Genomic DNA, 26,132 nt, shown 5'->3' with positions numbered 1-26,132 from the left:
GTGCTTTCCGATGGATTGTCCGATACGATTCCGCAGAGACTGACTTGGACACCGTCGAGCATGCTGGAAAGGCACTACATCAATGCGATTGCGCCAATGGATTGCGATTGGGATCGTCGTTCTTTTCGCCAACCGACATGGACTGGGACTGGAACCAACGACGGCCTTTCAGGCGTTCGTGCAGAAGCAGGGATTACAGCTTCGCAGTAATGATCCGCCCGCCGCGTCGCTGGACGATTGGAACAGACGCCGAACCACGTTGCGAAAGACGATGCAGGAACTGCTTGGTGGATTTCCCGCAACGGATTGTGACCTGACGCCGCGGACGTTCGGTGAATTTCAACGCGACGGATATCGGGTCGAAAAACTGGCATTCCAGACGCGACCGGGGGTCTGGATGACGGCCAATGCGTACGTTCCGGGGAAGCCAGGAAGACATCCGGCCATCCTGCATGTCCACGGGCACTGGAAGGGCGCCAAGCAAGATCCGGTGGTCCAAGCCCGGTGTATCGGCTGCGCCAAGCTGGGATTCTTCGTACTGTGCGTCGACGCATTTGGCGCCGGGGAACGCGGCATCGAAAAATCGCTGGGGCAATACCATGGCGAGATGACGGCCGCGACGCTGCTGCCAGTCGGATTGCCGCTGGCGGGGCTACAAGTTTACGAAAACAAGAGGGCCGTGGACTATCTGCTCACTCGGCCTGAAGTGGATGGACAACGTATCGGGATCACGGGGGCCAGCGGCGGTGGAAACCAGACGATGTACGCGGGGGCGATGGACGAACGACTTCGATGCGTGGTGCCGACCTGCTCGGTTGGAACGTATCAGTCGTACTTGAGCGCCGCCTGCTGCTTGTGTGAGCTCGTTCCAGGCGCACTGCGATTCACCGAAGAAGGCGATCTGCTCGGACTGGCGGCTGATCGAGGAGTCATGATCACCAGCGCGACACAAGACGCATATCAGTTTTCGGTAGGTGAAGCGCAGAAAACATTCGCGCGCCTCGAAGGAATCGCTCGCCTTTTCCCACAGGCCAAAGTTCGACACACGATCATTGAATCACCCCACGCCTACAATCAGGCGATGCGCGAGGCGATGTACGGCTGGATGACGTTGCATCTCAAGGGAGAAGGTGATGGCTCACCAATTCCTGATCCAGACATTCGGCCCGAAGACCCCGAGATGCTGCGTTGTTTTCCGGGTGACTCGCGTCCCGATGACTTTGTGACAATCCCACAGTTCGCAGCGGCGGAAGCACGACGTTTGCTTCAACAAAGCGCCGCCGCCGCCGAAGATCGATCGACACGGGAAACGGCTCGCGTCGATCAAGTTGCGAAGCTCTCAAAACTCTTGGGCGGGTTCCCGTCGGCCACACCGCTGCAGTTGAAATCCGAACGGGATCTGAGCGGCAATCGTCAAATCCTGACGTATCAAGCCGAGTCGAATATGACGCTTGTGGCACACTGCGATTTGGCGGAAAAGCCCCATCGGCTGGCAATGGTACTGGATCTGGACGGAGGGGCCGATCAGGCGTGGTCGAGCGACATGGCAAAACGGCTGCGATCGGAAGGATGGGCGATTGTCGCGCCAGAACTTCGCGCCACCGGCCGATTTGCCAATGCAGGAGACAAAATTGGCAACGCGGTCGATCACAATACGGCGGAATGGGCGATGTGGATCGGACGACCGTTGTTAGGACAATGGGTCTACGATATTCACCGAACATTGGACGCCATTCAGGAACTTCATGGCGAATTGCCGAACGACATCCTGATCGTGGGCAAGGGATCATCCGGCGTCGTCGCCCTGTGCTCGACCGCGCTCGATGAACGGATCAAACGCGTCACGGCAATTGACAGCCTGGCCACGTACGTCACAGACAGACCCTATCGCGGATTTCGCCTGGGCCTGATGGTACCGGGGATCCTTAAAGAGTTCGGCGACATCCCTGAGATCGTCTCACTGATCGCCCCCCGATCTGTGACCATCCAGGGCGGCCAGCGAGGTGACGGGGATGCGCTGGACCAATCTCAGTTGGAACAGACGTTTCGTTCGACACAACGCGTTTTCGACCAACTGGACGCAGATAACCGCTTTCTGCTTTTGAAAGCCTCTCAATAAATCGGGGTGACACGCATCGCGACGATTCCGACGAACGAGTGTTTCACGTTCTATTTTGCGACGAATTGAGGCAATGATCCGGCGTCAATTGGGCCGCGGCACTCCTGTTGCGACACATTTGGGATTTCTGCTAAATTTGATGGGATATCCCCATCTCAAGTCTTTGACTCAAATTGGGCAGACGACTTGTTCCTTGACCACGATCGGTCCGAACAGGTCGCTCAAGCCTTGTGCGAAGACTCTCTTTAGGGCCCTTCGGAGGTGGGACATCGGTTCTGCGTCGACGATCGGCGCAACAGGAATAACAGATTCATGGCGCGATTAACGCAGGCTGACCTGAACGACATCAATCAGACATTCGAAAACGATTCGCCTTTGGAACTGTTGCGATGGGCTCATGACATTTTCGGTACCCGCATCGGCATGTTGTCGGCCATGCAACGGGCAGGCAGTATGGTCTGCCACATGATCGGGCACAACAAACTGAACATTCCAGTCCTGTTCGTCGACACCGGAGTCAACTTTCAGGAAACGCTCGACACGCGCGATCGACTGGCAAAAGAATACGGGCTGAACATCATTTCGCTGAAGCCCCGCCTGACGATGGAAGATCAGATTCATGAATTCGGTGTGCTTTACCTGACGCCTGAAGGCCAAAAGAAATGCTGTCAGATGCGCAAGACAGAACCGCTGCTGCAAGAGAAGGGAAAATATGACTGCCTGATCGGTAGCCTGCGTCGATCTGAAGGTGGCAAGCGAGGCAAGATTCCCATCGTGTCTGTCGACACTCAGATGAACTGTGTCCGAGTGAACCCGCTGGCGAACGTTTCGGATGACGAGTTGAAGTCATACCTCGCCGAACACCACGTGATCGTGAACCCCCTGCACTCCCAAGGTTTCACGACAATTGGATGCAACCGCTGCACGACCCCCGTGCTACCGGACGAGCCAACTCGGGCAGGCCGCTGGCGCCATCTGGGAACCTGGTCCGCGTACTGCGAAATCAATCCCACAGACCGCGACGGCGGGCTATCGAAAGCGATCGAACTTCCCGCAGACTTGATCGATCGAATCCTGGGACAGAAGACCGATTTCGCCATTTGAAGTGGTGGCGAAGTCAGATCAAATGGGCGAACAAGCTCGTTCCCAAGCGCGCGCTTGGGAACGCTTACCGTACCGCTCAACGCGGGTGACGCAGACGCTACTTGACGCTCGCCTGAGTGTTTTCCACCGCTGGCTTCGGCACTTCAAACTTGTACAGTTCCTGGCCGTTGGTGCCGTTCCAAACTCGGAAAATACCATCTTCCCCACCCGCCACGGCCAGACTTTCGTCCCGGGTCGCTGCGACCGCGTAAACGAAGTCGGTGGGCCCCGCGAACGTGCGATAGTTGTTTCCATCGTTTGAACGGTGCATCTTCACGGTCTTGTCGCCACTACCGCTGATCAGATTGTCGCTGGCCCCGATAAAATGAATCGCGGTGACCTGCTTGGAATAGTTCTGGATCGTGCGGTGCTGCTCGCCCGTTTCCACGTTCCATACCTTGATCGCATTGTCGGCGCCCGCACTGGCGATGCGGCTGCCATCGCCTTTCCAGGTCACCCCGAGGACGTGATGCGTATGGCCTTCAAACGAACGAACGAGTTTTCCTGATTCCACATCAAACTGCTTCACAAATTTGTCGGCGGCCCCGGACACCAGAGACTTCCCATCACGCGAGAAATCGAGCCCGAAAACGGTATCACTGTGGGCGTCGACGAACTGTTTTGCGACGGATCTTGTTTCGACGTTCCACAAGAACAGTTCCCCGCTTCGTGACGGTTCACCGCCGCCGGTGGCCAGCAGTTTGCCATCGGGACTGAATGCGAGTGAAAGAACACGATTGGTGAAAGTCGACTTTGAAAGATCGAGCGAATTCTCTGGTGCGGGACCGAGTGTCGCCATCAGTGACCATGTGGGATTCGCATCCCAGGCCAAGACCTGTTTGTCATCACTGGATGCGACCAACATGCGGTTTGGCCCAGACGCCAGCAAACCGATGGCCGCCTGATGCCCGGTAATTTCTTCGAGCGGCTTACCCGTTGTTCCATTCCAAAGGCGAATGACACCATCTTCCCCCGCAGTCGCAATCAGCTTGCCGTCGGCGACATATGTCACCGACTTGATCGCCTTGGCTTCGATGGCGGGAAGTTCGGATTTCGCTTGATTGAACACCGCTTCGACGGCTTTCGCGGCCTCGGTTTCGGCGTCGAGATGCTGCTTGACTTGCTTCTGCTGTTCGTCCGCAGATTGCTGGCCCTTCTCGGTCTGGGCAAGTGCTTTCACGGCAGCGTCGACCGCTTCCTGAGCTTTCTTGACTGCTTCAACTTCCTTCGCGGCCGCAGCATCGGCATCCGCTTTCTTCTTTTTCAGTGCCTCGTCGTCAGGTTTAGCGTCGAGTTCCGTCTTCGCGGCGGCAACCGCTGCCACAGCGGGCTCTTCTTTGGCTTTGGCATCAACCAAGGCCTTTTCCATGGCCACTTTTTGCTCCATGGCTTTCTTGGTCGATTCTTCGCGTTCTTTGAAGTTCTTTTCCGCGGCTTTGAAGCCTGCGTCAGCCAAGGCCACACGCGACTTTGCCACAGCGTCATCGTCGGTCAGGACGAGCACTCGCCTCTGCGCGGTGATATTGCCCTTCAGCTCGGCGACTGCGGTCCCATCGATCTTCCACAACTTGGCAATGTTGTTGGCGCCCGCCGTCACCACGAATTGACCGTCACTCTTGAGAGCCAGAGCATTGATTGGTGCACCGTGGTTTTGTGTACGAACCTGGCTGCCATTCGCAACGTCCCAAACACGCCAGGTGGAATCCGCACTCGTCGAAACCAGTTGCGTGCTTCCGGGAAGAATCAAATCAATGCCTGTCACGGGCGCTTCGTGGCCTTTCATTTCGATGACGGGCTTGGAGGGTTCGCCGGGTTTCGGTGCTTCGAAAGGAACATTCCAACCGCGAATGACATTATCGCCAGAGTGACCAGTAAAGACGCGCGTGACTTCAGGATTCAGCACGAGGCAGTTTACTTCGTGCGGAGTTTCAACGATCCCCGTCTGAGTGCCTTCAATCACTGCCCAGGATCGAACCGTCTTGTCTTTCGAACCGCTGAACAGGACCAACGAACTCGAGCTGAATTCGACCGCCGTTACCGGCCCCGCGTGTCCGGCGAGAACTCGTTTGGCATTCGGATCGGTGACGCTCTGCAGGATGATCGAGTTATCGGCCCGACCGAAAGCAAGCCATTTTCCATCAGCGGATGCCGCCAACGATGTGACCACCTGATCCTGCGGGAACGCACCGGTCTGAACGTTCGACGGTCGCTGCCACAGTTTCACTTCGCGATACCCTGCGGATGCCAGCAGGTTTCCGGCGGGGTTGAACGCCAAGGCATGAACGAAGTCACGGTGAGCGGCACCGTTGGGATAGAACGGTTTATCGCCGTTCTTAACTGCCAGAAGCGCAGGATCCTGCAAACGGGCAACATACTCACCCGACGTCAGGTCATACAGATCGATTTGATTGGATCGGCCGCAAGCACCCCAGCGGCCCCAAGTGGATAGTGCGACACTGTAGATGGAATGAAGATTGGCAGGAATCGTCTGCCATGGAACACTGTGCTGACCCGTTCCCATTCCCTGAGTGGCCCCTTCTTCGATCCACTTCTTCAGCAGCCCCAACTCCTGGGGAGTGAATGCGGAAGCCGACACCTTGTTGGGCAGCGGGGGCATGACCGGATCAGCAGCACGGGCCGCGACCTGATAGAGCAGGCTTTTTTCGACATCTTTGGCAACGACGGCTGGACCGCGTTTTCCGCCTTTCAGAATCGATGCAACATCTTCGAGAATCAGTTTGCTCTCGGCGACAGCAACGTTGTGGCAGGCAACGCATTTGTCATCAAGGATTGGCTGAATGTCCTTCTCGAATTCGATCGGGCGATCGAGCGTGACTGCGGCGGGTTCAATCTTTCCAGCCGGAGCCTCGTCTGCCGCGAATGACACAGCTTGATTCACTAAACAAAGGCAGACCAGACTGTGAACGAAGGACGTTCGCAACGACTGAAACCGGGCAGATGTATTCATCGTGTCACCAAAGACGTGAGGTTGAGCGGGATTATGGGAAACAGCCAGAGCCGTGGCAGGAACGATCTTTGACGATGGTCCCTGCACATCGCTGGCCTCGTTTTATTTAACAACTTTCAATGCCACCGGCTGATCGACGATTGCTTCGCCATCCCATTCGGCCACGGCACGTACCACCATATTGGCGAGTGCCGCTTCTGGAGTATCGGCCGCCGCTTCCACGGTCAGGCTTGCCGCCGACTGGTCGGGAGCGATCACAATCGAATCCGCCTTGACTCCCACCACGTTCGGTGGAACGGGTAATGACAAAGTCACCGGTCCGGCGAAGCCGTTCTGCCGTTTGATCTCGCATTTGATTTCGAGTTTGCCACCAGCCTTGAGACTGCCGCCGTCAACGGGAGTCGCGGCCAACGTGTAGGGAGCGGCCTTCACCGTGATGACAATCGGCGTAGTCGTCGGATGGAAGTTGATATTCGCAGCTTTTGCGTACGCATCGGCCGTCTTGAATTTCTGATCGGCGGCAGCCTTCGCCGCCGCAGCGGCCTTATTGGATTCATCAGCCGCCTTCGCATCCGCCTCGGACTTGGTCTTGGCATCTTCGGCCTGCTTGGCGGCAATTTCCGCTTCGCTACGCGACTTCTCGGCCGCGCCGAATGCATCTGCGGCGGCCTTCGTGGCGGCCTGAGCTTCCGTCAACTTCTTTTCTGCGGCGGCTTTCAAGTCGGCGTTGTCACCAGCATTCTTGACCAGTTCCCCCGCGGCCTTTTCATTGTTCTGGGCCTCGGCCAATGCTTTTTCGGATTGAAGTTTGGCATCGGTCAGCTTCTTCACATTGGCCTGATCGTCGGTGGCCTTCTTCACGGCGGCATCTTTCACCGCAGTCGCGGCTTTGAGTGCCTCGGTGGCCGCGGCCACCGCCTGATCTGCTGCGGTCAATTCCGCTTGAGCTCGATCAGCACGCGCAGGATTCTTCCGATAAGACACAGCAGCCTGTCCGGTAAGATACGTCACATAGGTTCCCGGCGGAGCATTCGGCGGAATAAAGATGCGGAAAGTTTCTTCCGTCTTCTCTTTGGGAATCGGTTTGTTTTCGATCTGGGCATTTGGCGGCATGCCGAGCACCGTCAAGTTGACCGGTGCATCGAAGCCATTTCGGCGGGCAATCTTCACGGGGACGAGAATTTGTCGACTGTGATTGGCGTCGACCCGATAGACATCGGTCGTCAGTTGGTATGGTGCGGGCTCTTCCATCACCGACAGTTCGATGGCTTGAGCGACTCGGACATCACCGGGGATATTCGGCTGGGCGGCACCCCAGATCACGGTCCCGTACCGCGCGACATGCGTGACGTCACGCGCCGCTGCGTCTTTGGCGGTGGTTGCCCTTTGAACCGCCGCAAGGGCTTCATTTCGCTTTTGTTCCGCTGCCGTCCTTGCAGCAGCCAATGGTTGTTGGACCGCCGCAGCGGCGGTCACTTTCGCATCCGCTTCGGTGGCTTTCTGTTTCAAGGCGGCGTCATTGGGATTCGCAGCAAGTTCCGATTTGGCGGCGGCTGCTGCCTCATTGGCTTTAACCAGATCGTCGTTGGGTTTGGCAAACGCCTTGTCGGCGGCCACAAAGGCATCGTTCGCCGCCTTTGCCGTCGCTTCGACGGCGGCCAACGCTGCCACGACGGGAGGTGAATCGATACGTGCTTTCGCCACCAGTCGGATCGTACCCGTCCATGCGGGCGCATCTTCGGCCGAGGTAAAGACAATCACGCCACTGGACGGCGCCGTGCCCAGCGTCACATCGCGGCACGTCACACCGGGCGGCAGACCTTCCGCCGACACCGTAATCGGTCCCGCGAAGCCATCGCGTCGAATTGCCATTAGATTCACGGGAAAGTTATCGCCGCGTCGAAGATTGATCCCCGACGGCGCCGACTGGCGAGGTCCCGGTGCAATCAAAGCGGTCGGTACTGCGACCACGCGAAAATCAGGGGATTCCTTCCGAACGATCAAACGATAGACGCCGAGATCCTGCTTGGAATTGCCGAATCGCTCCCGCATCGTCACGCGGTACTTCCCGTCCGCGGGTGCCACGAACTTGACCGTATTGTCGTCGTTGAGCGTATCGAACAGATTTACCAGCGGGTTTGTGGGGTCATCGTCTAATGCACTGATTCGCGTCAGCGTTTCCTCGCCCTTGTCGTTGACCTTGACCTGGTCGATCACCAAAACGGCGTCGATCGCCGCTCCCGCGCGGTGCGCGATCACTTCGACCCAAAACGTGTCTTTCGCGTGTGCTTCAAACTGAAAGCAGTCGACATCGCCTTTGGACTGAAACTGGCCATCAACTTCACCCGGCACAACGATTGTCTGTGCTTGCGAACCTTTATCATTTGGCTCGATTTCGAGGACCGGCACGAACTCACTGAGTTGAATCATGACCGTATTCGATGCACCGGCGGGTGACTCGATCGAGAACGGTGTCGCATCCAGCCCCGCGGAATACGACTCAAGCATGACTTTGGGGTCAAGAGTGTCGATCGACGGCGGCAACGTGATACTGACGGCCAGTTTCTCCAGCGGATGCCCCCGCAATGAAACACCGGACGGTTTCCCGCCGGGCAAGTTTCGACCATACAGGGTGTACTGAGCATTCGAACCAGGGAAGCCAGCCGTGGGCAAGACGAAATCGATGTAGGGACCAGCCGACAATGTCAAACGGTACGGATAGTCTTCCCCGCCGGCGTAGGTGAAGTCGTAGACCTTGACGAAATATTCGCCGTCAACCGTCACAGTGAAGTCGAGCAGCGGGTCCTGGCTGACAAGATTGCGACGGGCAAAATCGAGGCGTTTTCCGGCGGTATTGTAGAGCTCCAGTGCGGCGTCGAGCTTGGAATCCAAGCGCTTGGCCATGCAATCGATCAACAATCGCTGTCCCGCTTTGGCGGTGAATTTGTACCAGTCGACATCGGCCCCGCCGTTCACACGGGCATTGACCGTTTGGTTAGCGTCCAATGCCACCGCCTGCTCGCGAGCATTGTTCGGCTCGATCTCATTGATTTCCTTGCGTGCCCCCACGACGAAGAATCGGGGATTGCTGACTCCGAAGAAACCGCTGGTGCGGACTTCGTACTGCCCGGGCGGCACATCGGATGCAACTGAGACGACGAAGACATTGGGAACCGGTGCGAGCTTTCCGCCAACATCCTGCATCTTCGGCAGGGCCGTGATTCCCGGCTCGTTGAAAATCAGTTTAGTGAGTTCTTCGAGTTCGACACCACTGGTAATCGTCACCTCGACAATGGTCCCCGCCTGAGCACCCGGCGGGAAAACCGCAGACAACCGCGTTGCGGGCAACTGAGCCGTCACCGAGGACACCAGACCCAAAACCAACCCGCACGTCGTCAGAATATGTCGAGCACGAGAGACGGCGACGTTACGCATAGCTCGTCTTTCAATAAACAGAGGCATAGGAATCCAAGCGGCACAACAGGGTGATCGGTCAACGGCCGCGTAAGCAGACAACAACGCTACCGGTGACGGAATCAGCAAGTGGAGGGACACTGACCGATCCGAGATCGTTCTTAATCCGAATTTTGCCGCCAGCCTCCGCTCGACGTCGTAATGATTTCACCAACGAATTCCATCCCCAACGCGATACTTTTTCCTCGACACAGACCGAAGGTCCGCTGTGAAGAACAGTAAAAGTGGACTTCAATCCTGAATTGACACGCGGATGAACTCGAACCGAGCAGGCCAACGAGCCCACAGGCGTTTGCTCACAACCCTGTCAGCACAGGGTGGCTGTGCCACTAGTGGTTGAACAGGAACTCTTTGGAATTCACAAGGGCCCAAACGATATCTTCAAAAGCAAGCTTGGGATTGTCTTTGTGTTTCTCGAGGTGCGCCATCGCAATTTTCAGTTCTTCCGCATCGGGCTCACGACTGTAAACCCAGCGATACAGTTCCTGAATCTTCGCTTCGCTCGCATGCTCTTTATCGCCCGCAAACTTCGATGCACGACCGTTTGCATCGGCGATCTTGTTCTGCACTTCACTGCTGTTCAGAAGATGCAGACTTTGGGCCAGGTTGGCTTCCTGTGAGCGTTCGCATTCGCATGCGGTGTCTGCCTGGGGTTGACCAAACACTTTCAGGAAGTAGGGACCGACACTGGGGTCAGGTAGCTGGATGGCACGAGTCCCAGCGGGCAGGCCATTGTAGGTCTGATTCGTGGATGTGACTTGATGGAAACCATCGTAAAGCACTTCAGCGGTCAGACGTTTCGGATAGTAGCGAGAGAAGTTTTGCTTGTCCTTCAAATTGTACTCGTTCGGCAGCGAGCTGAGCTGATACGTTGACGAGTTACAAATTGTGCGGACGAGCTCTTTCAAGTCAAACTTCGATGCGACGAAGTGTTCGGCAAGCTTGTTCAAGAGCTCTGGATTTGTCGGCGGATTCGTTTCACGCATATCATCTTCAGGCTCGACGATCCCGCGACTGAAGAAGTGCTTCCAGTAACGATTCACCAACGCCTTGGCGAAGAATGGGTTCTGTGGATCAGACAGCCACTCGGCCAGCAATGCGCGAGGATCTTCGTCGGCCGTCACGGTGTACGGCTTGCTGCCGAGTCCCGTCGGTGCGAGCATTTTGCCCGTCCGTTCGTTCTTGGCTTGTGCCGGCCCCTGATTGTCGATGGCAAAAATTCGCTTGTCGCGCATCGCGTTGTTACCACCGATAATGTTCTTCCGTCCGACACGGCTGAAAAACGCCGCCATGCCGTAGTAATCGTCCTGACTCCATTTTTCGAAGGGATGGTGGTGACAGCGGGCACACTGGATTCGCAAACCAAGAAACAGTTGTGAAACGTCTTCAACCTGTTCGTTGGGCTGATCAACTTCGCGGTACCAGGCCACGGGTGGATTGTCGTCGGCGTCCCCGGACGCAGTGACGATTTCACGCACGAACTGATCGTATGGCTTGTTGTCGTACAGGCTCGACCAGATCCACTTGTGGAAACCATAGGTTGGCGCGAGCTTGTCGTTATTTCGCTTCTTATTTCGCAGAACCATATTCCACTTGTTGGCGAAATAGTCGGCATAAGCAGGTGAATCGAGCAATCGATCGATCACTTTCTCGCGTTTCAGACTGTCGGTATCAGCGAGGAAGGCCGAGACTTCACTCGCGGTTGGCAGCGTGCCCGTGATATCGATTGAGACGCGTCGCAGGAACGTCCCGTCATCACAAACCGGCGAGGCGGGAATGCCGAGCAGGTCGAGTTTGGAGACGATGGCCTGATCGACCAAATTCTTAACGGGTGGTTTCACGGCAATTTCCGCACCCAACGGAATTGTCGAGCGGAACACAGAGACCTGTCCCTGATAGCGGGCCATGATCGCCACTTCGCCAGCAAGGTCCAATGTCTTCACCAAACCCGTGACGGTCACTTCGGCCATTTCAGGATCATTGGCTTCGTACAACGCCATTCGCGTGACGTCTTCCGTCGATCCATCGCTATACATCGCAATGACGGTAATCTGCTGATCGGCGCCGCGATCCATCACACGGCCTTCGGGCAGGCACTTGATTCCGACCACATAAGGGTCCTTCGCGTCACCGTAAGGCATGCCCTGCTCGATCCAGCGTTGGATCAATCGATATTCGTATCCATCGACATCCATTCGCTTTCCACCGCCATGTGGCGACTTGCCAACCGGTTTGGTGAGCAGCAGGCTTTGACCTGGCGACGGAACGAAAATGCGGCGACCACGATCTTCTTTGACTAGAAACTCGTGATCGTCTTCGGGGTAGAAACCCAGCAGAGACAGCTTGAATCCGTTTTGACCGCTCGCCTTGCCGTGACAACCACCACTATTGCAGCCCAGCTTGGTAAAGATCGGCGTAATCTGATTCGGAAAGTTGACGGGAATATCGTTGGTCAAACCGGTGACAGAAACCGGCAGATGCGCTTCCACGCCGGATGCGACAGCGGTGACAACCGTCATCCCATCGCGAAGCGGCGTCATGTGACCAGCGGCGTCGACCTGGACAATCCCGGCCGGTTCCGAGGTGTACTGGACCTTGCGGGTGAAATCATGAAGCTGTCCGGAGGAATAGACCGCAGTCGCGAACAACTGTTGACGACCATCTCGCCCGCGGAGCGTAATTCCCTTCGAGTCGAGATTCGGCTCAAGCCGCAGACCCGTCAGTTGACCGGGATCACCTAAGCCCTTGGGCGTCGCGGAATACGCAGAGTTGGGTGTTGAACACACCAAGGTTCCCAAAGCCAGAATACCGGTCAGCCAAATGCGAACAGTCGACGCTTGAGTTCTCATGGGGACTCTCTCCTGGTGGGGATATCGCTTCAATCCGCGGGAGTCATCTTGAAGGCGAATACCAGTCAAAATTCGAGGCGTGGCTACATCTTGCAGGTGCAAAGGCGGGGCAATCAGGCAGGACACCGACTCTTCAACATATCGACAACCATTGGTTTGTCAAGCTTTTGGGATTACGTGATCAGTACAGATTGCACTCAAAAAGCTGGCAATCGGTTCAGACCAGAGGGATTGTACGGGTGATTCAGGCAGAGAAAAACGGGGCTCGATGTGGCAACCCGAACGACTTCGGTAAACCTGAAGTCACGCGCGAGCATCGCTTCGCAAAACCAAAAATCGCCACAACCCATTATCAAAAAACGCCTTACAAATCACGAAACCACCTCAATCCGATACAACTATGGAAGGATCGGGTGTTGCGACAGCTTGAATCCGGCCTGATTTTGCCGCATTTTGCAAGGTTTCGAAATCAAGTTCCGTTTGATCCGCATAGGCAGCCGCGAACTCACTGATGGCATCCTGAAATGGATCGCCGTTGCCGACGTACCCGACAATAGCCGAGGCATCGCCAGCTTTGGCGTGAGCTCGAGCGAGAGCCCAACCGCAAAGTTGGCAGTAGTCCTGCAATTCGGGCCACGACATGCGATCGACGTTCAATGACAATTTCATGTCACGCAACTGACGAAAGTAGTAGCTGCGACCCTTGGCATCGTTGGCCCACCCCAGAAAAATGTCGCTCGCCGACTGCATGACCCGTTGTCCGTGAACGATCCGATGACCGTGATGGGTGCGAGCACTGGGGCCGACATATTTCTCCAGCACGCTCGCCCGCGCCTCTTTGATCTGGAGCACGAGCGGATCATCGTCAGGGTCGAGTAAAAGGAGAATGCCGCACCGCAATCCGACGCTGCCAATGCCTACGACCTTATGAGCCGCATCGACCAGCCTGTAACGGTCGAGCAGCAATTGTCGCTCGTCTGAAAGCGTCGAACGGTAACCGATCATCAGTTTCTGAATTTTGTCGAGATAGCCCTGACCTTCTTTGGCGTGCGTCAACAACGAAGAGCGATCTTTGAACCGCAATGCGCCCTCGACACGCTCGGTCAATTTGGGCAACAGAGAATCAATCGTCCGCTGGCGGGCTGCATCGATCATGGCCTGCGCACGCTTCACAGAATCTACCGCGGCCGCACGATTCAACAATGCCTGGGCATCCAGGCGAGCGTACCAGGCCTGCAGGGGCGATAATGGTTCGTATTCAGCCAAACGATCGCGATACTCTTGTACGACCGCTTGCACCAGTTGTCGCTGATTCGCGGCCGACGCCTTGAGCGTTCTCGCTGCCAGGATCACGCTGGCCGCGAGGCGTTTCAAATCCCATTCCCAAGGTGCGTTCCGTGTTTCGTCAAAATCATTGACATCAAACAACAGATTCCGCTCTGGCGACGCGAACCAGCCAAAATTCTGTAGATGGCAGTCTCCGCAGATCTGCAGCCGAATCCCCGTATTGGCCAGGTCTGATAAATCGCGCGCCATCACGATTGCCGAACCACGCAAAAAGGCCAGCGGGGACTGCAGCATCCGCCCGTATCGCAGGGGAACTAGCTCTTCGATGCGATCTCGATTGGACTCTTCGAGCAGGGAAACAATGTCGGGACGATCCGCTGATGGCTTCCAGGCGGCATGTGCAGATCGTGGAATGGATTCACGGACAGCCTTACCGGCGGCACGGCGATCTATCCGCGTGAGTCCTGGTTGTGGTGAGGGACGATTTCCGGTGCTCATATTGCCCACTCAGTCCTGTTGAGATACGGGACTCGACGAAGTCGCATCGGGCGATGGGGCAAACTTCAGAACCAAGGCCTCAACTCTTCGGCCGATCACCAAAACTCCGCACGCGAGTACAAACGAAGTCAGGCCCAGTTCCCATTGGCCCAAGCCAAAGACCATGCCCAGAATGGCCGAGATCCAAATCGAAGATGCCGTCGTAATACCGTGCACTTGTTCTTTTCCAGGAGCTCGCATAATGACGCCAGCTCCCAGAAATCCAATTCCCGAGAGAACCCCCTGCACCGTTCGCAAGACACCATCGACGGGTGTTTTTGAAGGAACAGCCATCGCAGCGATACTGGCCATGGTGATCGCAGCGGACCCCAAACAGACCATCGCCAGCACGCGCACGCCTGCTGGCTTGCGGTGAAGGTCTCGGTCAATACCTAAGACTCCGCCAAGGACGGTCGCGAGCCCCAGGCGAAACAGCATTTTGTGAATTTCATCGAACTCGTGTGGATTCAAAGCAAGCCCTTCTGCGAGATGTGTCTGCCGTGGCAGCATGCGATTCGGCTACTCGAAAATCAAGAGGATCTGGTGCGAGTTGCAACCGCCGACCGTCCCCGCCAAACTGCCACTAGAATTCATTTGCCAACTCACTTCCACATCGGCAGAGGCCCTGCATGTCAGAACAATTGGTGCAACGACTGTTGAACGAATTGACCAAGCTTGCCCTGGTCGATCCCCACACTCACATTAATCCGCACGCGCCTGCGTCGAAAACGCTCGCGGACATCATGGGATACCACTACTACACCGAACTTGCCCATTCGGCGGGAATGCCCAAGTCACAAATCGAAGAACCGGGCCTTGACCCCAAGACCAAAGTCGGGCGGCTCGTCGAATCTCTCGTTCACCTGGACAACACGGTTCAAGTGGGCTGGTTGGTCGAGCTGTGCCGCAAGTTTTTCGGTTTTTCCGACGACCGAATCACACCCGCAAACTGGGAGGCCTTGTACGATCGCGCGGCCGCGAAAATGGCTGAACCGGACTGGGAAGATCAATGTTTGAAGCAATCAGGGATTGAGCGTGTCTTTCTGACGAACGATTTCGACGACCCGCTGACGGGGTTTGACTTAAAGCGTTATATCCCTTGCTTGCGAACCGACGATCTGGTGTTTCATTTTTCGAACCCAACCGTCCGGCAGCGGCTCGCCAAAGCAACGGGCATTGAGGCAACAAGCCCCGACAAAATCCGACAGGCGATCGGCAAGTTGTTCGAACATTTCGTCCGTCACGGGGTGAAAGCCTGTGCGATCAGTCTGCCCCCGAGCTTTTCGCCACGTCGCCCCGCCAAGTCGGAGGACTTGGCACAGCACTTCAATGCTGCATTCATTGATGCCGATACGGTCCCCGGAGAAATCTCGTCCCATCGACGCTTGGGACAGGAATTCGTGTTCTGGACCATCGCCGAATTTTGTGCCGAGTACAAACTGCCATTCGATCTGATGATCGGAGTCAATCGACGCGTCTATCCAAACGGTGTTTTTCAAGGCCAGGACCTGTTTGACCAGCGGGTATCGCTGATTCAGTACAAGGACTTGTTCAACGCCTTTCCGCAAGTGACATTCCCTGTCTCGGTACTGGCCCAGGTCAGCAATCAAGAACTGGTCAGCTACAGTTGGATCTTCCCGAACGTGGTCACGAACGCGCATTGGTGGTATTCAAACATTCCGGCGTTCATTGAATTGGATACACGGGCCCGATTGCAGGCAGTGCCGCGAAACAAACAGATCGGCTACTACAGTGACATGTACAAGCTGGAATTTGCCTGGCCCAAGTTCAATATGTACCGCGAATGCCTCTCGCGCGTTCTGGCCCAAGACTTTGTCATCGCACGGAAATGGAGTGAGGACGAAGCCCTTTTATTGGGACGTCAGATTCTGCGAGGCAACGTCGAATCTATCTTCAAAGTCTGACTCAGCCTGAGCGAAAGGTGTTATGCCACAAATTTCGATAGCCGATTCTAATCGCTACGAGTTCGTTTCTCGGTGGGAGATCCCTGCCCCGATCGAACGCGTGTGGGTGGAATTAATGCGGCCTGACGACTGGCCAAGTTGGTGGCGCGGCATGGAAAAGGTGGAACTTGTGCAGCCGGGAATCGACGAAATGGGTCACGGGGCCAGGCGTCGCTACACGTGGTGCAGTCGCCTGCCCTATCGGTTGACGTTCACCATGGAAAGCACGCTGATCAAGCCGTACTCGCGGATCGAAGGACACGCGACAGGTGAACTGGAAGGCGATGGCTGCTGGCAACTTTCCTACGACAACGGCATCACGCACGTCCGATATGACTGGAATGTCGCCGCCAAGAAAAAGTGGATGATCTGGCTGGCTCCCATCGCCCGACCGCTGTTTGAATGGAACCACGACATCTTGATGGAATGGGGACGAAAGGGCCTGCTGAAACGGGTTCAGTCGCCACTTGCCCATTCGCCATCGAAAGCTTGATGTCGCCTGCGACATTATCCCACTTGCAAAGGCTCTGTCATGACGACTCCCGTGTTTGCCGCTCAACCCTATGCTGGAATCGCCACATTCGGCCGAGCCCCCCTGGCGACCGACGCGACGGGGTACGACGTTTCCATTCTGGGGATTCCATACGATGGATCGGTCTCGTACCGTAGCGGCACGCGGTTCGGCCCCCGCGCGATCCGTGAGCAATCGATGCTCTTGTGGGGCTACAACAATTCGCAGCGGGTCGCGCCGTTCAAGCAGCTACGCATCGCCGACCTAGGTGATGCGGACGTCGTACCACCTGACATCCGAGCCACACATCAAGAAATTGAAAAGAAGGCCACTGCGATCGTCGAGAGCGGATCACTTCTGGTCTCCATCGGTGGTGATCATTCAATTTCATTGCCGCTGCTCAGGGCTCATGCGAAAAAACATGGACCGATGGCAGTCGTGCATTTCGACGCTCATCCCGACACCTGGGATTCCGAATATCCTGGGCAGCCTTTTAGCCATGGCACGCCGTTTCGACGCGCCATGGAAGAGTCGCTGATCGATCCTGCCGCCTATGTTCAGATCGGAATTCGTGGTCCAACGAATGGACCCGAAGACTATGAGGACGCGCTCAAGTTGGGGGCGAGAATGATCACGTTCGATGAATTTCATCAGGTGGGACTCGACGCCGTCCTGAAAGAGATCCACTGCCGTGTCGGCAATCGCGCGACGTATGTCACGCTGGATATCGATGCGATCGACCCGGCATTTGCACCTGGTACGGGCACCCCGGAAGTTGGTGGATTCACAAGTTACGAGATGCTGCGACTGATTCGTGGACTGCATGGTCTGAACCTCAAAGGTTTCGACCTGGTTGAGGTTTCGCCCCCATTCGATTCCGCCGGAATCACAGCAATTTTAGGTGTCAATTTAATCTTCGAGTTCTTGTCACTGATCGCGAAAAATCGAGCCACGCCATCGTAATCTCTGTGTCTCCGTGCCTCCCCCTCCCCCCGCTGGCCCCACTTGGACGTTCGGCGTACTTCGGGTCCACAGTGGAGGAGGGGAGACACAGAGAGTGGTGATTGCCAGACGCACTCAGCGCGATTGTTTTTCGATTTCGTTCCAGATCGCGACGAACCATAACAAGGCGGCGCGGCGTTGACCCACTGGGGAGAAGTGGCGACGCGAGTTGATGTCACCGCGGTTTTCGCCGGACAGTAGATCGGTGTCAGGGCCCGGCGCAAAATGGGGGCGCTTCCACAACTGGTGGATCGCCATTCGAATGTTTTCTTCTCCTTGAGGATCGTTGTAAACGGTGGGGTGCAACGTCGATTTAGCGAGCAGCCAGTTCGGCTCGAAATGCCAGGCCCGAGCCGCCACGTCACGAATCCGGTTCATGTTCTTGATGTAGACGTCTGTTGGCGTCTTTTCGATCACGTCCGACTCTCCTTGTTGCCAGAGAACGGCACGGAACGCACCGACATCATTTCCGACGGCAACGAGTCGTTTGTGCAATTCACCGTCAGGCATCCACTGCTTCGTTGATGTCCCTCCCACGGCGACGTTCACAAATCCGACAGGAACACGCAGGGTCGGCACGAGCAAATCACCGAGCGCGGGCCAGATCGTACCTCCATCACCAACATTCGGCTGAGGGTCGTTGGCAAGCTGCCAGCGTTTGGTATGCCAGTCGTATGCCGAGACACGACCTTGCGGATCGGCGACTTTCTGCAGCTCATCATTGGCGCCGGCGGCATACGATTGCCCGGCAACGACAAACAGCTCGCCGATCCCGAATGGCTCAACAACTCCTTCTGCCACCGTCGTTTCTTGATCGACGCAGCGCACTTCAAGTCGATACCAACCGCCTGCATTCACTTCGGCGGGGGCGCGAAAGGTTTTCCCTTCGACCTCTACGTCGAGCGGCATCCAGTCGGATCCCGTTCCAAACGCCGACTGCAGCGGCCGGACGCGGAATTCCCAACGTCCTGTAACCCCTTCTGGAATTGATCCCATCACATCCACATCGGCGTATCCGAGCGTTGATCCGGTCGGATTGTGTTCGTGTGAGGTCTGCGACTCGAATCCTTCGCGCTGCACAACCTGATAGGGCAACGGGGATGTCAGTTCAATCTTCGCCGCCGCCTGCGCAGCGCTCGCGCTGGCGATCAAAGCCAAAAACATCACACCTCGGCACGCATGAGACATGCAATTACCCTTCGTTAGACATCACCGAGACGACATCGGAACCCGTCGGCCTCGCTCTGGAATCCGGATCATTTTCAACTACGGTTTCTCAGCAATCTTCCAAAGCGTCGCATCGCTGCGAACATACAATGCTCCGTTCGAGATTGCGGGGGTACACAAAAATCTTTCACCGGCAAGGTCACCGGTGGACACCAACTCGCCCGCTTCTTCGCCCAGCTTCACGCAGTGACCTTCCCCCTTCTCGTTGAAGACAAAAAGGTGACCGCCGGCGGCGATCGGAGATCCGCTGAAGGGTCCACCAATTCGCAACTGCCACTTCGTCTGACCCGTTTTCAGGTCGGCAGCGAGCAATACACCCGCACTGTTGATCGCATACAGCCGTCCTTGATAGACGAGCGGACTGGCCGTGCCCGGCCCCAACTTGCTCGCCCGCCAGAGTTGTTCGATATTCGCGCTTTCGGTTGGTGGCCTGAGCGCCGTGATCCCGTGAGAGACGGCATAAAGGGTGCCATCTGCAACCACTGAAGAAGGAATTGTCGAAGCACCATCCGTGTACTTCCAGGCCACTTCGCCAGTCAGAGGACGGATCGCCGAAATTCCCTCGGACGACTGCAGTAGGGCCAAGTCTTCACCACCACCAAACCGTCTTGGCCAGACAAGCGCCGACGACCAGTTCGCCTTTTTGGGACGGACGGACGTCCAGCGTGAAATACCTGTCGCGACGTCGATTCCCGTCGCCAGGGATTCACTGTCATTTTCAATCTGCGTCACGAGAGTCTGATCCACGACGATCGGCGACGACGCCATACCCAAACTGTTGGACGCGTTGCGATGGTCGTATGTGAGACCGCGATACCATTGAAGGTTTCCGTCCAGATCCAGGCAAGCCAGATCGTTGCTGGAATAAAGTGCGAAGATCCGCTGTCCGTCGCTGGCGGGCGTCGATGTCGCGATACTGGTCGTGGGATAGTGCGAAGTGCGGCCCGTCGCCGAAAACTGTCGCTCCCAAAGCTTCACGCCATCCTTGACAGCGAAGCAGACAACGTGAAGCCGATCTTGATTGAATCCGCTGGAACAGGTCACAAAAACACGATCACCGACGATGATGGGGGACGACAGTCCTTTCCCTGGTAGAGCCACTTTCCATGCGACATTTTCTGTCGCGGAGAACGTCGTTGGAGGCAGAATGTCGTCGCCCAGCCCGTTTGATTCACTGCCACGAAACTGGCGCCAATCGCCGGTGAATGCGTTCGCGGCCAGACTGCACCAGGTGATCGTGACGAGGAACAGAAATCTCAACATATCCAACTTCCTCTTTGAAACAGGCACAACGGATCGCTGGAGGAACGCGAGCGGCAGGGTCCTCAAGAGTGAATCGTATGGTCGCAGCAATTCCTTGTGAACTCAATCGAGTCCGATCAACGAGGACCGTTTCAACGAAGCCGTCGCAGGCAACCATGCATCAGCGTCATTTCTGCGCCGCGAAAGCAATCGCATCAGAGGGCCACTCCGGTGCACCGGTGATGGCCGAGAAAACCTCTTCAGGCTCATTCACAACTTGCCACATTGTTGCGTGTTTTTCACCCAGGAACCGTTCCGTAATTGCTCGATCGAGCAACTCAATGAGCGGATCGTAAAATCCACGGGTGTTCAGCAGCACAATCGGATGCAAATATAACCCCAGCCGCTTCAGCGTGATTGCTTCAAACAGTTCCTCCAAAGTGCCCGTTCCGCCTGGCAAGGCGACCACAGCGTGGCTTTTGGAAAGCATGAGATGTTTGCGAGTGCGCATATCTTCGACACGCAATAATTCGGTCACGCCTGGATGCTCCCATTCCAGCTTGACCATGAACTCGGGAATCACGCCAACCACTTTCCCCTGTTTACTGAGCGCGCCGTCGGCCACGGCCCCCATGGAGCCTACGGCGCCGCCGCCGTACACGATTGAGCAACCATTTTCGGCGAGCAATTCTCCCAGGCGATATGCGGCTTCGTGGTATTGTGGATGGCAAGCACTGCTCGACGCGCAGTACACACAGACAATTCGGTCACCAGGTTTGTTTTTTTCGTCCATCGTTTCCTCGTCGTTCAATTTGTCGAGGTTCAACCACCTCGACATGCTGGGAACCGTTTTACCAGATCAAGCCGTCTTTCACGAATTCGCCCTGGATCGTACGATGCTCAGCAGACGGAATGACGGCGCGAATTCAACCGACCGGATTGGGTTCATTGTCGATGGAAACGAGATGTCGCGAGAAGGAGCTGGCCAGAAGATGAACGTGTTGGGGATCGTCTGGAAACTGCTGGTCATACTCGCCGTCGCCGAGACCGCGTTTGCGGAAGATCACGCCGCCCCGGCCGCTCGCGCGGCTGCACCCACGATCGATGTCCGTCAGATGTTTATTGACGGCGGTGCGATCGGATACATCATTGTGGCTCTCAGCCTGGTCATGCTTGCGTTGATTTTCGAACACATCATGACAATTCGGCGTCAAACCCTGATGCCCAACGGTTTGCAAGAAGACATCCACAAATTGATCGCCCAGGGACAGATCAAACTGGCTGAAGAACGTTGCATCGCGAGTTCCAGTTTTCTCGGATACCTGCTCGCAGCAGGACTCAAGGAAATTGAACTGGGATATGCCGCGGTCGAAAAAGCGATGGAAGATGCGGCAGCGCAGCAGGCGGCTCGCCTGATGCGCAAGATCGAATACCTGTCGATGATCAGCACGGTTGCCCCCATGCTCGGCTTGATGGGCACCGTCTGGGGGATGATCCTGGCGTTCATGGAATTCGAGCGGAAGGCGAATCCACAGGTCAGTGAGCTTGCTCCGGGGATCTATAAGGCGCTCGTTACGACATTGTTCGGCCTGATCGTCGCCATTCCTGCCATTGCCGCATTCGGATTCTTTCGCAACCGAATCGACGAATTGGTCGCACAAACGGCGCTGACTGCCGAGCAGGTGTTTGCGGACTTCAAGCGGAATCTGGCACTGCATCGCCGGGAAGAACGGCGACAGGCACATCATGCCGCCGAATCATCGAATGCTCCTGTGGCCCCCGTCGTGCGACGGGAGACTCGCGGATGAAAATCCCGACGCGGACACAAGACCGCGGCTTCGCGTTTAACATCACACCACTGATCGACGTGGTGTTCCTGTTAATCATCTTCTTCCTGGTTGCCAGCCATTTTATCCGCAACGAAACGGTTGAGCGTGTTGAACTGCCACTCGCATCACAAGGCAAGGATGACGAAGAGTCGTCAACCCGCCTGATCATCACGGTGATGCCTTCGGGAGAATGGAAACAGGGTTCCACCGCGATTTCTCCCGAGGAGTTCGAACAGCACCTGCAGGGCTTGGTCGCTCAGCATGGTGCAGCAGCAATCGAACTTCGTGTCAGAGCCGACCGAGATGTTGTGTATTCGAAGGTGGAACCGATCCTACTGACCGCAGCACGAAATGGTGTGACGAAAGTGCGGTTCGCCGTGCTTAAGCAAGCGGAATAGGTCGTGAGCCTGATCGTCGAGCGCGCAACGTACTTAGCAGGTATCACGAGTGAAAATTGGCGGGACCAGCGCTGATCCCGCCGCTCAAATCACGAAATCCCGATTCGAATCGCCCCTCAGAACAATCGATTAAATCCATTCAGCGCGGCCACACGGTAGGCCTCGGCCATTGTGGGATAGTTGAAGGTCGTATTGATGAAGTACATCAACGTGTTATTGGGTTTTGGCTGCGCCATGATCGCCTGACCAATGTGGATAATTTCACTGGCGTTCGCACCAAAGCAGTGGATTCCCAACACTTCCAATGTTTCGCGGTGGAACAAGATCTTCAGCATGCCAGTGGTCTGTCCGGTGATTTGCGCACGGGCAATACTCTTGAAGTGGGCATGCCCCACCTCATAGGGGACGTGCGCTTCGGTCAGTTCACGCTCCGTTTTTCCGAGCGAACTGATTTCAGGACTCGTGTAGATCCCCGCGGGGATATCCAATGAGGGAGCGGGGCCACACTGTTCGGCGTTTCCGCCATCGCAGAGCAAATGGCTCGCGGCGTACCGCCCCTGATTGTAGGCGGCACTCGCCAGTGCGGGCGGACCGATGACATCCCCTGCCCCGTAAATGTGCGGCACGATGGTTTGAAGGTTGCTGTTGACGGGGATATTTCCGCGGCTGTCCGGCACGATTCCAGTCACGTCCAGACCAAGGTGGTCTGAATTCCCTGTACGACCTTGTGCCCATAGCAGCACATCGGTTTTGAGCTGCTTGCCCGATTTCAAATGCAGAATCACGCCATCGTCGCACGTTTCCACACGATCAAACGATTCACGATGACGGACGATGACACCGCGTTCGCGCAGGTGATAACTGAGCGCGTCGACGATCTCTTCATCGAGAAAATCGAGCAACCGGTCGCGGGTGTTGATCAGGTTGACCTTAATTTCGAGATTGCGAAACATCGAGGCATATTCGCACCCGATGACGCCCGCGCCGAAAATCGTGATCGACTTAACGTGAAAATCGACATCAAGAATGGTATCGCTGTCGAAGACTCGCGGGTGATTGAAGTCGATCTCGGGCGGACGATAGGGCCGTGATCCCGTGGCGATCACAACGTACTTTGCGCGGAGTGTCGTTCGTGATCCATCTTCTTCGGTCGCTTCGATGGTATGAGGATCAAGAAATCGTGCCTGTCCGCGGATGATGGGAATGTCGTTCCGGTCATAGAACGCCGTTCGCATTTTGATTTGCGCTTCGATCACCGAGCGGGCTCGGCGACGAAGTTCGGGCAGCATGAAGTTCGCGGTGATCCCATGTTCGCGAAACAGCACATTGTTGTTCACTTCGGTCATCTGGAAGATGGCGAATCGCAGCGCTTTGCTGGGAATCGTGCCGCGATGCGTGCAGTTACCGCCGACGGCGTGCTCGCGTTCGACAACCGCCACACTCCGCCCGTTCTTGACCGCCTGCATGGCGGCCCCTTCTCCGCCGGGACCCGTCCCCAGCACCACGACGTCGTATTCCTGAATGACTTCGGCCATGAAAATCCGTTCATTTAGTTATTTGGTGAACAAGCCAGCCGGAGCGCGCCTTGATCCGCTCTCTCTATTTCGTAGCATTCAATCGCTTTTGCAAGTCTGCATAGGCGCCTTCAATTTCAGGAAAGAGCGTCGCTTTCATCGTATCGACTTGGGCCATGCGTTTTTTGGCTGTATCGGCCTCGCCCTTAATCTGAGCCAGGATCGCGAGTCCTGCTAGTCCGTCGGCTTTGAATTTCGGATCGATTTCCATGGCCCGAAACGTCGATTCGGCCAATGCGCGGCGATTGGTATTCAGGTAAATCAAAGCCAGCGCCGTCTGGGCACGGGCCTTCATTTCATCCGACGCATCCTTGTGTTCTTTGAGCAGAATCCAAGCCGTTTCGTTGAGTGGATTCGTTTCCGCGAAGTAAAGCTGCGCTTCGGGCGGATTCAAGGGATCAAGTTCACGACCTTTAGACACAATCGACTTCAGGTCAGGTGCCCGCATGATCCACCCGACTCCTGCCGAGACCATCATGACGAGCAGACTGCAAGCGAGCAGCCATATCAATTGACGCCGCAAAGGTCGGTCAACCAGTCTTCCGGTTCCTGGCAGCGACGGAACGGATTGAAAGACAGCCGTCGCATCGTCTTTGGCAGAGAACTGCCGCAACATGGCTTTGATTTCTGCGAGGACGACCTCGAAGTCCGCGGGCCGATCCTCCTTCTTTTTCTGAATCAACCGCCGAATAAAATCACTCAAGACGGGCGGAATATCGTTGCGGAAATCCGCAATCTTTGGCGGCTTTTCATTGAGATGCTTAATCGCGACGGACATGGCGGTTTCACCCAGAAACGGCGGACGTCCGGCGAGCATGTGCCACGCCATGATTCCAAATGAATAGATGTCACTGCGTGCATCCAGCGGTTGCCCGTTGACCTGCTCGGGGCTCATGTACAATGGCGTCCCCATCGTCATCCCAGTTTGCGTCAGGGAGATTCGCTCGCCCTGAAGGGTCAACTGAGCAAGTCCAAAGTCGGCAACTTTGACCTCACCTTTGTTGTTGAGCAGGATATTCTCGGGCTTGATGTCGCGATGAACGATCCCACTAACGCCGGCCGTCTGAAGAGCCGAAGCCACTTGTCGCAGGATATGCAGCGCGATTCGGAATTCAATCGGTCCTTTCCGCTTCAGGTATTCCTTTAAGGTTCGCCCCTGCACGTACTCTTGGGCAATGTAGTTGATGCCGTCCTGTTCCCCGACCATGTAGACTTGAACGATGTTCGGGTGGTTCAGACTGCCCGCGGCAGCGGCCTCATGCCGGAACCGTTTGACATACATCTCATCCTTCACGAACTCGGGTCGCAGGATTTTGACGGCGACTTGGCGCCGCAATGTGGTCTGCTCTGCGAGATACACTTCCGCCATGCCACCGGTGCCCAGTTTGCGGAGCAGACGGAACTCGCCCAACATGGTGTTGCAAATCTCGGCAGTGCCGCCTGCAGCTTTGTCCACACTGCCTCTGGCTTCAGAAGCACTCTCGACGTTTGAAGTTGGAACATCGGAACTCGGGGGCTCACTCATCACACTCTGGTTCCCACGAATGAGAAGGACGACGTCATCCTGATCACCGACACTGTAGCAGACGTCGGCACCCTCGTCTGCGGCTGTCGGCGACAACGCCTGACCGATTGACCACAGGCCGTACGGCGGCAACTTCCGAGTGGTCTTTGCCACAATCGAACTCGCGTCGATTTCATCTGTTGCAAAATCGGGCCCCATTGAATCGGGAAGTCGGGTTGTATCGGGGCTTCTGTGTTGTTGCGAACAGTTCCAAGCGCGATATCCGATACTACTGATCGCCAGATCAATCTGTGTCGTAGCCTTTGAGAATCAACAATCATCGCAATCCCCTCATGGGGATGCTTCACCAAGTCCATTGGCCATTCGGTCTGCAGATTCGCAATCGCCCATCAGGATGAGCACCAACAACAAGCACTCTCACGATTGTTTCATCCATGCCTGCCTCGATCAAATCAACAGCCTTTGATCATTCGCCGTGCGGCA

The 26,132-nt window shown here is 56.1% G+C and carries 17 protein-coding genes; 7 read left to right on the top strand and 10 right to left on the bottom strand.

The window, feature by feature from the left end; genetic code table 11:
* Positions 1-82 precede the first annotated feature (82 nt).
* Both OSO_RS0136960 and OSO_RS0136955 read left to right on the top strand, forming a co-directional pair.
* Entirely contained in the window at positions 83-2,119 is a 2,037-nt protein-coding gene (locus OSO_RS0136960) for an alpha/beta hydrolase family protein (protein ID WP_010587801.1), read from the top strand.
* A 312-nt stretch (positions 2,120-2,431) separates the two neighbouring features.
* Entirely contained in the window at positions 2,432-3,223 is a 792-nt protein-coding gene (locus tag OSO_RS0136955; protein ID WP_010587800.1) for a phosphoadenylyl-sulfate reductase, read from the top strand.
* Between the two features lie 97 nt (positions 3,224-3,320).
* Here OSO_RS0136955 and OSO_RS0136950 read toward each other — a convergent pair whose 3' ends face one another.
* The 5 genes from OSO_RS0136950 to OSO_RS46605 form a co-directional block, all read right to left on the bottom strand.
* Positions 3,321-6,149, bottom strand: a complete 2,829-nt coding sequence (locus OSO_RS0136950) for a WD40 domain-containing protein (RefSeq protein ID WP_162130586.1) — start codon at positions 6,147-6,149, stop codon at positions 3,321-3,323.
* 183 nt (positions 6,150-6,332) lie between these two features.
* Positions 6,333-9,665, bottom strand: coding sequence for a pre-peptidase C-terminal domain-containing protein (locus tag OSO_RS0136945; protein ID WP_010587798.1), 3,333 nt, complete (start codon positions 9,663-9,665; stop codon positions 6,333-6,335).
* 368 nt (positions 9,666-10,033) lie between these two features.
* Complete coding sequence (locus OSO_RS0136940) at positions 10,034-12,553, bottom strand: DUF1549 and DUF1553 domain-containing protein (protein ID WP_010587797.1); 2,520 nt, start codon at positions 12,551-12,553, stop codon at positions 10,034-10,036.
* Between the two features lie 384 nt (positions 12,554-12,937).
* Entirely contained in the window at positions 12,938-14,338 is a 1,401-nt protein-coding gene (locus OSO_RS0136930; RefSeq protein WP_010587796.1) for a DUF2252 domain-containing protein, read from the bottom strand.
* A gap of 9 nt (positions 14,339-14,347) precedes the next feature.
* Entirely contained in the window at positions 14,348-14,815 is a 468-nt protein-coding gene (locus OSO_RS46605) for an MgtC/SapB family protein (protein WP_063710476.1), read from the bottom strand.
* A gap of 191 nt (positions 14,816-15,006) precedes the next feature.
* Here OSO_RS46605 and OSO_RS0136920 point away from each other — a divergent pair, with 191 nt between their 5' ends.
* The 3 genes from OSO_RS0136920 to speB are packed head-to-tail and all read left to right on the top strand — an operon-like array spanning position 15,007 to position 17,815.
* Positions 15,007-16,302 carry a glucuronate isomerase gene (locus OSO_RS0136920; protein WP_010587794.1) on the top strand — a complete coding sequence of 432 codons (1,296 nt, stop codon included), beginning with the start codon at positions 15,007-15,009 and terminating at the stop codon, positions 16,300-16,302.
* 22 nt (positions 16,303-16,324) lie between these two features.
* Entirely contained in the window at positions 16,325-16,834 is a 510-nt protein-coding gene (locus OSO_RS0136915; protein WP_010587793.1) for an SRPBCC family protein, read from the top strand.
* Between the two features lie 39 nt (positions 16,835-16,873).
* Positions 16,874-17,815, top strand: a complete 942-nt coding sequence (speB, locus tag OSO_RS0136910) for an agmatinase (RefSeq protein WP_010587792.1) — start codon at positions 16,874-16,876, stop codon at positions 17,813-17,815.
* Between the two features lie 114 nt (positions 17,816-17,929).
* Here speB and OSO_RS0136905 read toward each other — a convergent pair whose 3' ends face one another.
* The 3 genes from OSO_RS0136905 to OSO_RS0136895 form a co-directional block, all read right to left on the bottom strand.
* A complete protein-coding gene (locus OSO_RS0136905) occupies positions 17,930-19,042 on the bottom strand; it encodes a sialate O-acetylesterase (protein WP_010587791.1) in 1,113 nt (370 codons plus the stop codon).
* 78 nt (positions 19,043-19,120) lie between these two features.
* Positions 19,121-20,344 carry a BamB-related PQQ repeat family beta-propellar protein gene (locus OSO_RS0136900; RefSeq protein ID WP_010587790.1) on the bottom strand — a complete coding sequence of 408 codons (1,224 nt, stop codon included), beginning with the start codon at positions 20,342-20,344 and terminating at the stop codon, positions 19,121-19,123.
* A 166-nt stretch (positions 20,345-20,510) separates the two neighbouring features.
* Positions 20,511-21,116, bottom strand: coding sequence for an LOG family protein (locus OSO_RS0136895; protein ID WP_040593836.1), 606 nt, complete (start codon positions 21,114-21,116; stop codon positions 20,511-20,513).
* A 103-nt stretch (positions 21,117-21,219) separates the two neighbouring features.
* Here OSO_RS0136895 and OSO_RS46600 point away from each other — a divergent pair, with 103 nt between their 5' ends.
* Together OSO_RS46600 and OSO_RS0136885 are read left to right on the top strand one after the other, a co-directional pair.
* Positions 21,220-22,131: a MotA/TolQ/ExbB proton channel family protein gene (locus OSO_RS46600; RefSeq protein WP_237729389.1), complete on the top strand. Its 912-nt coding sequence runs from the start codon at positions 21,220-21,222 to the stop codon at positions 22,129-22,131.
* Complete coding sequence (locus OSO_RS0136885) at positions 22,128-22,550, top strand: ExbD/TolR family protein (RefSeq protein WP_010587787.1); 423 nt, start codon at positions 22,128-22,130, stop codon at positions 22,548-22,550. Before OSO_RS46600 ends, OSO_RS0136885 begins: the two co-directional genes overlap by 4 nt.
* 116 nt (positions 22,551-22,666) lie before the next feature.
* On the opposite strand, the gene sthA is transcribed toward OSO_RS0136885, so the two are convergent.
* Positions 22,667-24,085, bottom strand: a complete 1,419-nt coding sequence (gene sthA, locus OSO_RS0136880) for a Si-specific NAD(P)(+) transhydrogenase (protein WP_010587786.1) — start codon at positions 24,083-24,085, stop codon at positions 22,667-22,669.
* 64 nt (positions 24,086-24,149) lie between these two features.
* A complete protein-coding gene (locus tag OSO_RS49110) occupies positions 24,150-25,802 on the bottom strand; it encodes a protein kinase domain-containing protein (RefSeq protein WP_157606002.1) in 1,653 nt (550 codons plus the stop codon).
* Positions 25,803-26,132 lie beyond the last annotated feature (330 nt).

The sequence above is a fragment of the Schlesneria paludicola DSM 18645 genome, from assembly GCF_000255655.1.
Classification (GTDB): Bacteria; Planctomycetota; Planctomycetia; order Planctomycetales; family Planctomycetaceae; genus Schlesneria; species Schlesneria paludicola.
This window is presented reverse-complemented; position numbering and strand designations above follow the sequence as displayed.

Excerpts from the sequence above, each read along its gene's own strand:
- OSO_RS46605 (WP_063710476.1), bottom strand. The coding sequence starts at position 14,815 with ATGCTGTTTCGCCTGGGGCTCGCGACCGTCCTTGGCGGAGTCTTAGGT.
- OSO_RS0136930 (WP_010587796.1), bottom strand. The coding sequence starts at position 14,338 with ATGAGCACCGGAAATCGTCCCTCACCACAACCAGGACTCACGCGGATA.
- OSO_RS0136940 (WP_010587797.1), bottom strand. The coding sequence starts at position 12,553 with ATGAGAACTCAAGCGTCGACTGTTCGCATTTGGCTGACCGGTATTCTG.
- OSO_RS0136905 (WP_010587791.1), bottom strand. The coding sequence starts at position 19,042 with ATGTCTCATGCGTGCCGAGGTGTGATGTTTTTGGCTTTGATCGCCAGC.
- OSO_RS0136945 (WP_010587798.1), bottom strand. The coding sequence starts at position 9,665 with ATGCGTAACGTCGCCGTCTCTCGTGCTCGACATATTCTGACGACGTGC.
- sthA (WP_010587786.1), bottom strand. The coding sequence starts at position 24,085 with ATGGCCGAAGTCATTCAGGAATACGACGTCGTGGTGCTGGGGACGGGT.
- OSO_RS46600 (WP_237729389.1), top strand. The coding sequence starts at position 21,220 with ATGCTCAGCAGACGGAATGACGGCGCGAATTCAACCGACCGGATTGGG.
- speB (WP_010587792.1), top strand. The coding sequence starts at position 16,874 with ATGACGACTCCCGTGTTTGCCGCTCAACCCTATGCTGGAATCGCCACA.
- OSO_RS0136895 (WP_040593836.1), bottom strand. The coding sequence starts at position 21,116 with ATGGACGAAAAAAACAAACCTGGTGACCGAATTGTCTGTGTGTACTGC.
- OSO_RS0136915 (WP_010587793.1), top strand. The coding sequence starts at position 16,325 with ATGCCACAAATTTCGATAGCCGATTCTAATCGCTACGAGTTCGTTTCT.
- OSO_RS0136885 (WP_010587787.1), top strand. The coding sequence starts at position 22,128 with ATGAAAATCCCGACGCGGACACAAGACCGCGGCTTCGCGTTTAACATC.
- OSO_RS0136960 (WP_010587801.1), top strand. The coding sequence starts at position 83 with ATGCGATTGCGCCAATGGATTGCGATTGGGATCGTCGTTCTTTTCGCC.
- OSO_RS0136900 (WP_010587790.1), bottom strand. The coding sequence starts at position 20,344 with ATGTTGAGATTTCTGTTCCTCGTCACGATCACCTGGTGCAGTCTGGCC.
- OSO_RS0136920 (WP_010587794.1), top strand. The coding sequence starts at position 15,007 with ATGTCAGAACAATTGGTGCAACGACTGTTGAACGAATTGACCAAGCTT.
- OSO_RS0136955 (WP_010587800.1), top strand. The coding sequence starts at position 2,432 with ATGGCGCGATTAACGCAGGCTGACCTGAACGACATCAATCAGACATTC.